This is a genomic window from Cellulomonas avistercoris, assembly GCF_014836445.1.
Taxonomy (GTDB): Bacteria; Actinomycetota; Actinomycetes; order Actinomycetales; family Cellulomonadaceae; genus Cellulomonas; species Cellulomonas avistercoris.
In genome coordinates this window covers 44,001-53,806 of record NZ_JACSQV010000015.1, presented here as the reverse complement: position 1 = coordinate 53,806, position 9,806 = coordinate 44,001, and the positions used below count along the sequence as shown (strand labels likewise).

Genomic DNA, 9,806 nt, shown 5'->3' with positions numbered 1-9,806 from the left:
CCTACCGGGAGGGCGACGCGTGGCTCGGGGACGGGCGCGCGGCGGTGCGCGCCCGGTCACGGGGGCTCGTCAGCGGCAGGTCACCGGGACCGTGCCGGTCGGGGCCGTGCCCGAGCCGATGAACCCGTAGCTCACGGTCTGGGCGGCGCGCAGCGTGCCGTTCCAGGCCGCGTTCGTGGCGGTCACCGTGCTGCCGGAGCCGCTGAACGTCGCGCTCCAGCCCTGCGAGACGGACGCACCCGCCGGGAGCGTGAACGTCGTCGTCCAGCCGGACAGCGCGCTCGCGCCGGCCGTGACGTCGACCGTGCCCTGGAACCCGCCGGGCCACGCGTTCGACACCGTCAGCCGCGCGCTGCACGCGCCGCTCGGGCTGCTCGTGGGCGAGCTCGTGGGCGTCGGCGACGGCGTCGGGGTGGGCGAGGCCGTCGGCGTCGGTGAGCTCGTCGGCGTCGGTGAGCTCGTCGGCGTCGGCGTCGGGGTGGGCGACGTGGACGGGGTCGCGGTCGGGGTCGCCGTCGAGCCCGAGAAGAACGTGGCCGTCCTGGCCGTCGCCCGGATCCCGTTCGGGCCGTCGAAGATCAGCGTGCCCCACGTCGTCTTCCGCGCCGGGTCGAAGCTCGTCACCATGTCGAGGTACTCGACGCCACCGCCGTTGCCCGACCACGACCAGCCGTAGTAGCCGATGCCGCGCCGGACGGCCTCGCTCATGATCGTCGCCTCGTCCGGGTTGCCGTCGGAGTGGTCGTACCCGAACTCGCCGATGACGAGCGGCAGGCCCTGGGCGGCGAACGCGTCGAGGTACGCCGTGATGGTCGACGCCTGCGCGTACACGCCGTACATGTGCACCGAGAACAGCGTGTTGTGCTCGGGGTCCGCGGCGGCGACCGTCGCGGCGGTGTCCCGCATGACGCCCTTCCAGTCCTGGCCCCAGTTGGGGGCGTCGACGACGATGTTGTGCCGCAGGCCGGCGGCGCGCACCTTCACGACGGCGGCGGCGGTGTCGGCCGTCCAGGCGGTGACCTGGGGCTCGTTGTTGCCGGTGGGCTCGTTGCCGATGTTGATCTGGATGAAGTCCTCGGTGCCCTGCAGCACCGACTTCAGCGAGATGAAGTAGTAGGCGGCCCGGTCGAGGCTCACGGCGCCGGACTGCTCGCCGTTGCCGGTCGTGTCGTGGTTCTCGAGCATGCAGACGAGCTGGTTGGCCCGGCACAGCGCGATGACGGCCGCGACGTCCGCCGCGTCGTTCTCGGTCCAGCGGTCGCCGCCGGACAGCACGACGCGCAGCGCGTTGGCTCCGGCCGCCCGGATGGCGGGGACGGCCGTGGGCGTCTGCGACGTGTACCAGGTGTGGGCGTGGCTGACGCCGCGTGCGACGAACGGCGTGCCGTCCTGCTCGACAAGCCGCGTGCCGGAGACGTGCAGGCCGACGGGGTCGGCCGCGGTGGCGGTGGTGGCGGCGGAGGTGATCCCGCCGACCGCCAGGAGCGCGACGCCGCAGGCGGCTGCCGCGCGCAAGGTGGTGCTCTTCATCGACGTCCTCGTTCCGCGAAGGTGTCCGGGTGGCGCCCGTCGTCGCCGGCGAGCGGCGGTGCGGGTGCGGCCGTCAGACAACCAGCAGCGCCGGGGCCCCTCCATCGGTGAAGCGTTTCGCCGCAGGATCGCGGCGAAGCGCTTCGCCCGCGTCCCTCCCGGTACGGCGAACGGCCCGGGACGACGTGCGTCCCGGGCCGCTGCGACGGCGGCTCTCAGTCCTCGGAGGACGCCGCCGGCTTCGCGAGGCCCTGCGCGATGAGGTCCATGACGGACGAGTCGGCGAGCGTCGTGGAGTCCCCGACCTGCCGGTGCTCGGCCACGTCGCGCAGCAGCCGCCGCATGATCTTGCCGGACCGGGTCTTGGGGAGCTCGGCCACCACGAGGATCTGCCGCGGCTTGGCGATCGGCCCGATCTCCTTGGCGACGTGCGTGCGCAGCGTCTCCTGCACGGTCGCGGCGTCGGCGGCGTTGCCCTCCGCCACGTCGCCGCGCAGGATGACGAAGGCGACCACGGCCTGGCCGGTCGTCTCGTCCGTCGCACCGACGACCGCGGCCTCGGCGACCCACGGGTGCGACACGAGCGCGGACTCGATCTCGGTGGTCGACAGCCGGTGGCCCGAGACGTTCATGACGTCGTCGACGCGGCCCAGGAGCCAGATGTCGCCGTCGGCGTCCTTCTTGGCGCCGTCACCCGCGAAGTAGATGTTCTTGAAGCGCGACCAGTAGGTGTCCTTGTAGCGCTCGGGGTCGCCCCAGATCCCGCGCAGCATCGCGGGCCACGGCTCGGTCAGCACGAGGTAGCCGCCACCCCCGTTCGGGACCGGCTGCGCGTCGTCGTCGACGACGTCCGCGGCGATGCCGGGCAGGGGCACCTGCGCCGAGCCGGGCTTGGTCTCGGTGACGCCGGGCAACGGGCTGATCATGATCGCGCCCGTCTCGGTCTGCCACCACGTGTCGACGATCGGGGTGCGGTCGGCGCCGATGACCCGGCGGTACCACATCCACGCCTCGGGGTTGATGGGCTCGCCCACCGACCCGAGCACGCGCAGCGAGGACAGGTCGAAGTTGCCCGGGATCTCCTCGCCCCACTTCATGCAGGTGCGGATCGCCGTGGGCGCCGTGTACAGGATCGTCACGCCGTACTTCTGCACGATCTCCCACCAGCGCCCACGGTGCGGGGTGTCCGGCGTGCCCTCGTAGATGACCTGCGTCGCGCCGTTGATCAGCGGGCCGTAGACGACGTACGTGTGCCCGGTGATCCAGCCGACGTCGGCCGTGCACCAGTACACGTCCGTCTCGGGCTTGAGGTCGAACACGTTGAGGTGCGTGTACGCGGCCTGCGTGAGATACCCGCCGGTGGTGTGGAAGATGCCCTTCGGCTTCCCCGTGGTGCCGGAGGTGTAGAGGATGAACAGCGGGTGCTCGGCGTCGACGTCGACGGGCGTGTGCTGCGACGACGCGGCGTCGACCGCCTCGTGCCACCAGACGTCCCGCCCGGCCGTCCATTCCACGGGCTGACCGGTGCGCCGCACGACGACCACGTGCGAGACGCTCGGGGCGCCCTTCTCGAGCGCCTCGTCGACGGCCGGCTTGAGGGCCGACGGCTTGCCCCGGCGGAAGCCGCCGTCGGCGGTGACGACGAGCTTGGCCTCGGCGTCCAGGATGCGCGAGCTCAGGGCCTCGGCGGAGAACCCGCCGAAGACGACCGAGTGCGGTGCGCCGATCCGCGCGCACGCGAGCATCGTGATGACCGCCTCGGGGATGAGGGGCAGGTAGATCGCCACGCGGTCGCCCGTGCCGACGCCGAGCGCCGCGAACGCGTTGGCGGCCTTGGACACCTCCCGCAGGAGGTCGGCGTACGTCAGGGTGCGCGTGTCGCCGCCCTCGCCCTCGAAGTGCAGCGCGACGCGGTCGCCGCGCCCCTCCTCGACGTGCCGGTCCACCGCGTTGTACGCGGCGTTGAGTCGCCCGTCCGCGAACCATCGTGCGAACGGCGCGTCCGACCAGTCCAGCGTCTGCGTGAACGGCGTCGACCACGAGAGCAGCTCGCGCGCCTGGTCCGCCCAGTACCCGGGCCGGTCCGCGTTGGCCCACGCGTACGCGTCGGCGGTCGCGTTCGCCTGCGCGGCGAACTCGGGCGACGGGGGGAAGCGTCGGTCCTCGGTGAGGAGGTTCTCGAGGCCGGGCGAGCCCTGCGCGTCGGGGGCGGCCTCGTTCGACGTGGGGGCAGAGCGTTCGGTCACGTTGTCTCCTACGCAGCGGCTTCGGTGCGACGGTGGGGCTGACCAGGGCGGTCCTCGTGACGGACCTTAGTCCCGGATGTCCCTGCCGCGCACCGTGCCGTCCGGTGCCGGACGCCTCACGCGGTGCGGTTGCGCTCGCGGAACTCGCCGAGGCGCACGCCATGACGCCGGGTCAGGGCGATGACCGCGCCCGCGGTCACCAGCAGCACGCCGACCGCGATCGTCGTGCCCGACGTCCCCGCGACCGTCGCCTGCGTGACCGTCAGCTCCCAGTTGTCGGCCCCGACGACGTCGAGCGTCGTCTGGCGCGCGATGCCGGGCGCGTAGAGCTGGAGCCCGCCGACCACCCCCAGCACGAGCCCTGCGGTGAGCGGCACGGCCGCCGACCACAGGCCCAGCGCGAGCAGGCCGGCGAGCAGCAGCACACCGGCGCTGACGAGCACGATGCCCACCAGCTCGAGCGACGCGTCCCAGCCCTCGACCTGCACCCGCAGGATGCGGCTCTGCCCCAGCAGCAGCAGCGCGAGCGCGAGCGGCGCGAGGACCAGGCCGACCAGGACCCCGAGCACGTGGGTGCCGGCGTGCGGCGTGCGCGGTGCGTGGGAGTCGGGGAAGAGCTCGCCGTCGGTCCCGGAGCCGTCGGTCCCGGTCCCGGTGCCGGTCCTGGAGCCGTCGGTCGCGGGGCCGTCGGTCGCGGGCCGGTGCCCGTCCGTCCCGGTCGCGTCGTCGGACGGCCGGGTCGCGGGGGTCGCGGCGGCGTCGCGCGAGGCGTCCGCGGGCGGAGCGACCGGGTCGGGCGCCTCCTGGCCGCGCACGGGTGCCGGCGGCGTCGGAGCGGGTCGCGACACCGCGTGGCGGCCCGTGTCCGTCTCGGTGTCGTCCTGTGCGGGGACGCGCACCGGGGCCCCGGCGGCGTCGTCCGTGCCCGTCGTGCCTGCGCCCGTCGGGTCGACGGGGCGCTTCGGATCCGTGGCGCTCACGCCTGCTCCTCGGTCGCGGCGGTGCGTCGTGCGACGCCTGGCGCTCCCACGGTAGGGCCAGCGTCCGCCGTCCGCCGTTCGGCGCGCGAGGCCGGACCGGGTGGTCCTCGGGGCCGCGGTCTCAGCCCCGAGCGAGGCTGGGGGCCTGGGCGGCGGGCGACGGTGCGGGGACCTCGGGCGGCTGCGGAGGGGCCGCCTCGACGTGCCGGGCGCCGTACGCGTACGCGGCGCCGACGAGCAGCGCCCCGCCGATGGTGTTGCCGAGACCGACCGCGGCCACGTTGCGCGCGAACTCCGCGACCGTCGCGTGGGGCAGCCCGGCGTAGAGCCCCAGCGAGAACGTCGTCATGTTCGCCACCACGTGCTCGAAGCCCGACGTGATGAACACGAGGACGCACGCGAACACGGCGACGATCCGCGCGGTCTCGCTCGTGAGGCGCGCCCAGCACCACACCGCGAGGCAGACCAGGACGTTGCACAGCACGCCGCGCACCACGAGCTGCAGGGTGGTCGCCTCGGCCTTGTGCTCGATCATGCCGGCGATCGTGCTGCCGCCCGCAGTGCCCGGGGCGAGCACGCCGGAGACGTGCAGGAGGGCCGCGAACGCCATGGCGCCGAGCAGGTTGCCCGCGAGGCACGCCACGAGCGTGAGTCCCGCGCGGCCCCATCCGATGCGTCCGAGCATCGCGCCCTGCGTGAGGATCATCATGGCGCTCGTGGCGAGCTCGCCGCCCGCGACCAGGACGATGGTGAGCGCGATGCCGAAGACGGCCCCGTTGACCAGCGGCGCCCACGGCGAGCCGGCGGCGACGAGCGGCCCGCCGGCGGTCACCATGATGAGCACGCCGATGCCGATGTAGGCGCCGGCGAGCGCGGTGCGCACGAGGAACAGGCCAGGCGTGCGGGTCAGGTCGACCTTGTGCGCGGCGGCGTCGGCGTGCGCGGCGACGGCCGCGGGGATGGTCAGCACTCCCTCATCGTGGGCCCAGGTGGGGGCACCCGGGTGGGACGTAAGTGCCTCCTGGGTTGCTGTCCGGTGACGATCCGGTCACGACCCGATCGGATGCTTGACCGGCATGCGCGCAGGCGCATAGCGTCCCGGCACATCGGCAGATGTATCGTTAATCCAACGGCGTCGACCGATGACTCCGAAGGGCCTGCGGCAAGGATGCCGTAGCGTCCCTCCGGGCCGCTGACGCAGAGCGACGGATCGACCGGCGCCGGCGGTGAACCCCCCTGCTCCAACGCCCGGGTCGTGGCCTGGGACGGATCTCGAAGAGGAGAGCCCTGATGGCACGTGCGGGACATCTGACAGGACGGCGGACGCGTTCGGCGCGGGCCGCCGGTGCGCTGACGCTGGTGGGCGCGCTCGCGCTCGCCGCCTGCGGCAGCGGGGACGGCGGGGACACCACCGCCGACGGTGAGGCCAAGGACCTCGAGTGCTCGACCGAGGCGGTCGCGGACAAGCCGTGGAAGGCCGCGGAGCCGCGCGAGTTCTCGCTGCTGTGGACGGACTGGGCCGACTACCCGATCACGGACAGCTGGGAGTTCTTCGACGAGATCGAGGAGCGGACGAACGTCAAGCTCAACCTGACGAACATCCCGTTCAGCGACGCGATCGAGAAGCGCAGCCTGCTGATCAGCGCGGGCGACGCGCCCCAGATCATCCCGCTCGTGTACACGGGTGAGGAGCGCCAGTTCGCGGCCTCCGGCGCCGTGGTGCCGCTGAGCGACTACATCGACTACATGCCCAACTTCAAGAAGTACACGGAGGAGTGGGACCTGGTCGACATGGTCGACAACCTCCGCCAGGAGGACGGCAAGTACTACATGACGCCCGGCCTCCAGGAGGTCTCGGTCCCCGTCTTCACGCTCATCATCCGCAAGGACGTGTTCGACGAGGTCGGCGCCCCGGTGCCCGAGACCTGGGAGGACCTGGAGAAGGGCCTCGAGCTCATCAAGGCCAAGTACCCCGACGCCCAGCCCCTGGCTGACGGCTTCGAGGGCGGCGCGATGATCAACTACGCGGCCCACTCCTTCGGCACCATCGGCGGCTGGGGCTTCAGCGACGGCGCCTGGTGGGACGAGGACAAGGGTGAGTTCGTGTACGCCGCGACGAACGACGGCTACAAGGAGATGCTCACCTACTTCAACGGGCTGGCCGAGAAGGGCCTGCTCGACACCGAGTCGTTCACCGCGTCCAACGACGGCGGCGGCACGGTGACCGAGAAGTTCGCGGCCGAGAAGGTCTTCGCCGCCTCGGGTGGTTCGTGGACCGTCCAGGAGTTCGGCACGGCGCTCGACGCCGCCGGCATCACGGACTACGAGCTCGTCCAGATCGCGCCCCCGGGCGGACCGGCCGGCGCCGTCGTGGAGCCCCGCAACTTCTGGAACGGCTTCATGCTGACCGCTGACGCGGCCAAGGACGAGAACTTCTGCGACCTGCTGCACTTCACGGACTGGCTGTACTACAACCCCGAGGCCCGTGAGCTGATCCAGTGGGGCGTCGAGGGCGAGCAGTTCACCAAGGACGACGAGGGCAAGTACACGCTCGAGCCGGACTACACGCTCAAGACCCTCAACCTCAACCCGTCCGGCACGATCGACATCAAGAAGGACCTCGGTTACGCCAACGACGTCTTCGCCGGGTCGACCGAGTCGCGCGAGCTGAAGGAGTCCTACAACGTCCCGGCGTTCGTCCAGTACATCGACGACGTCCAGACGAACCGCACGCCGCGCGACCCGTTCCCGCCGCACCCGCTCGACGAGGCCGAGCTCGAGCAGTCCTCGCTCCTGGGGACGCCGCTCAAGGACACGGTCGACACCGCGACGCTCGAGTTCATCCTCGGGCAGCGTGACCTCTCCGACTGGGACGGCTTCGTCGCCCAGCTCGAGGGTCAGGGTCTGCAGGGCTACATGGACCTGATCAACGGCGCTCGTGAGCGCGCCGAGAAGAACAGCTGACCGACGCTCGACGAGGTGCGGTGGGCCGGTCCCTCACGGGGGCCGGCCCGCCGCACCACCGATCCGCTCACGAAGGAGTGAGAGATGAGCGCTGCTCACGCGACGGGTGACGCACTCGCGACCACGGTCCCGGTGCCACCCCCGGGGGCGACCTCCCCGTCGAGGGACGGTCAGGACCCCGGCAAGAAGGACGAACGAGCCCGCGTGCGGAAGATCGGGTGGCGGCACACGATGCGCCGCGACTGGGTCCTCTACGCGATGGCCCTGGTCCCGGTGCTGTTCCTCCTGGTGTTCCGGTACGTGCCGATGTTCGGCAACATCATCGCCTTCCGGCGCTTCCGGCCCGGCGGCAGCATCGTCGGTGACGAGTGGGTCGGCATGCGTTATGTCGAGCTGTTCCTCAACGACCCCAACTTCTGGAACGTCTTCGCCAACACGGTGATCCTGGGTGGCCTCACGCTGCTCTTCTGCTTCCCGCTGCCGATCGTGCTCGCGCTGCTGCTCAACGAGGTGCGCAAGACGGCCTTCAAGCGCGTCATCCAGTCGATCTCCTACCTGCCGCACTTCCTGTCGGTCGTCATCGTCGTCGGCATGCTCATGCAGCTGTTCTCGCTGCAGGGCACCGTCAACCAGATCATCGAGGCGACCGGCGGCGAGGCGATCCCGTTCCTGCAGCGCGCGGAGTGGTTCCGCACGGTGTACGTCGGCTCCGAGGTCTGGCAGACCGTCGGATGGGGCACGATCCTCTACCTCGCGGCGCTCACGACCGTCGACGCCTCGCTCTACGAGGCCGCGCGCATCGACGGTGCGGGCCGCCTGCGCCAGACGTGGCACGTCACGCTGCCGGGCATCCGGCCGACGATGATCACGCTGCTGATCCTCAACATCGGCCTGTTCCTCAACGTCGGGTTCGAGAAGGTCCTCCTCCTGTACAACCCCCTGACCTACGCCACCGGTGACGTCGTCTCGACGTACCTGTACCGCGTCGGTCTCGTCTCGAACAACTTCAGCTACGCGACGGCCATCGGTCTGTTCCAGGCGATCATCGGGCTCGTGATGATCCTCTCGGCGAACTTCCTGTCGCGGCGAGTGGTGGGAGCAAGCCTGTGGTGACCCAGAGCGCCCTCACGGCGACCCCGGAGGTCGGGGCCGGCAAGTCCGTCGGCCCGCGGGACTCCAAGGGCTACAAGACGTTCACCTGGTTCAACGGCACGTTCCTGATCCTGCTCTGCGGGTTCATGCTCTACCCGTTCGTCACGGTGCTGGCGCAGTCCTTCAGCAGCGCGGGCGCGGTCAAGGCGGGCCTGGTGAACGTCTGGCCGATCGGCTTCAACCTCGACACGTACAAGGTCGTCATCGCCAACGACCTCTTCTGGTCGTCGTACCGCAACACCGTCGTCTACACGCTCGTCGGCACGACGATCGCCATGGTGCTCACGACGCTCCTCGCGTACGTCCTCGCGCGGCGCGCCCTGCGGGGCCGCAACGTGCTCATCGGCATCGCCGTGTTCACGATGTTCTTCAACGGCGGCCTGATCCCCAACTACGTGCTCATCCAGACCCTCGGGCTGAAGAACACGATGTGGGCGGTCGTGCTGCCCGGGGCGATCTCGGTGTTCAACCTGCTGGTCATGAAGTCGTTCTTCGAGAACATGCCCTCCGAGCTGGAGGAGGCAGCGCAGATCGACGGCCTCGGCTGGTGGGGGATCTTCCGCCGCATCGTGCTGCCGCTGTCGAAGGCGGTCATCGCGACGATGATCCTGTTCTACTCGGTGGCGATCTGGAACGACTGGTTCGCGGCGTTCCTGTACCTCGACAAGCAGGAGCTCTTCCCGGTCACGCTGTACCTGCGCAACATGATCGCGGGTGCGTCGTCGACCGCCTCCCAGGGCGCGGCGGCTGCCGGGTCCAGCAAGGAGGCGATCTCGGCGAACATCCAGGCCGTGACGATGATCCTCACGATCATCCCGGTCCTGTGCATCTACCCGTTCGTGCAGCGCTACTTCGTCTCGGGCATCATGCTCGGCTCCGTCAAGGGCTGAGCACTCCCGCGCACGACCCCGGCGAGTACTCCTCGCCGGGGTCG

7 protein-coding genes are annotated in these 9,806 nt (G+C 70.9%); 3 read left to right on the top strand and 4 right to left on the bottom strand.

Going from position 1 to position 9,806, the window contains the following annotated elements; all coding sequences use genetic code 11:
• Positions 1-69 precede the first annotated feature (69 nt).
• From H9657_RS15910 to H9657_RS15895, 4 genes are all read right to left on the bottom strand, one after another.
• Positions 70-1,530, bottom strand: coding sequence for a cellulase family glycosylhydrolase (locus tag H9657_RS15910; RefSeq protein WP_191784406.1), 1,461 nt, complete (start codon positions 1,528-1,530; stop codon positions 70-72).
• Between the two features lie 215 nt (positions 1,531-1,745).
• Positions 1,746-3,776, bottom strand: a complete 2,031-nt coding sequence (acs, locus tag H9657_RS15905; RefSeq protein WP_191784405.1) for an acetate--CoA ligase — start codon at positions 3,774-3,776, stop codon at positions 1,746-1,748.
• Between the two features lie 116 nt (positions 3,777-3,892).
• Positions 3,893-4,756: a hypothetical protein gene (locus H9657_RS15900; RefSeq protein WP_191784404.1), complete on the bottom strand. Its 864-nt coding sequence runs from the start codon at positions 4,754-4,756 to the stop codon at positions 3,893-3,895.
• 121 nt (positions 4,757-4,877) lie between these two features.
• Positions 4,878-5,726 carry a formate/nitrite transporter family protein gene (locus H9657_RS15895; protein WP_191784403.1) on the bottom strand — a complete coding sequence of 283 codons (849 nt, stop codon included), beginning with the start codon at positions 5,724-5,726 and terminating at the stop codon, positions 4,878-4,880.
• Positions 5,727-6,046: 320 nt separating this feature from the next.
• Between H9657_RS15895 and H9657_RS15890 the strand changes: the two genes are divergently transcribed.
• The 3 genes from H9657_RS15890 (at position 6,047) to H9657_RS15880 (ending at position 9,762) form a co-directional block, all read left to right on the top strand.
• Positions 6,047-7,720: an ABC transporter substrate-binding protein gene (locus tag H9657_RS15890; protein WP_191784402.1), complete on the top strand. Its 1,674-nt coding sequence runs from the start codon at positions 6,047-6,049 to the stop codon at positions 7,718-7,720.
• An 84-nt stretch (positions 7,721-7,804) separates the two neighbouring features.
• Complete coding sequence (locus tag H9657_RS15885; RefSeq protein ID WP_191784401.1) at positions 7,805-8,833, top strand: ABC transporter permease; 1,029 nt, start codon at positions 7,805-7,807, stop codon at positions 8,831-8,833.
• A complete protein-coding gene (locus H9657_RS15880; RefSeq protein ID WP_318241549.1) occupies positions 8,830-9,762 on the top strand; it encodes a carbohydrate ABC transporter permease in 933 nt (310 codons plus the stop codon). The genes H9657_RS15885 and H9657_RS15880 overlap by 4 nt, the downstream gene beginning before the upstream one ends.
• Positions 9,763-9,806 lie beyond the last annotated feature (44 nt).

Coding starts and splice junctions, on each gene's coding strand:
- H9657_RS15910 (WP_191784406.1), bottom strand. CDS start 1,530: ATGAAGAGCACCACCTTGCGCGCGGCAGCCGCCTGCGGCGTCGCGCTC.
- H9657_RS15890 (WP_191784402.1), top strand. CDS start 6,047: ATGGCACGTGCGGGACATCTGACAGGACGGCGGACGCGTTCGGCGCGG.
- H9657_RS15885 (WP_191784401.1), top strand. CDS start 7,805: ATGAGCGCTGCTCACGCGACGGGTGACGCACTCGCGACCACGGTCCCG.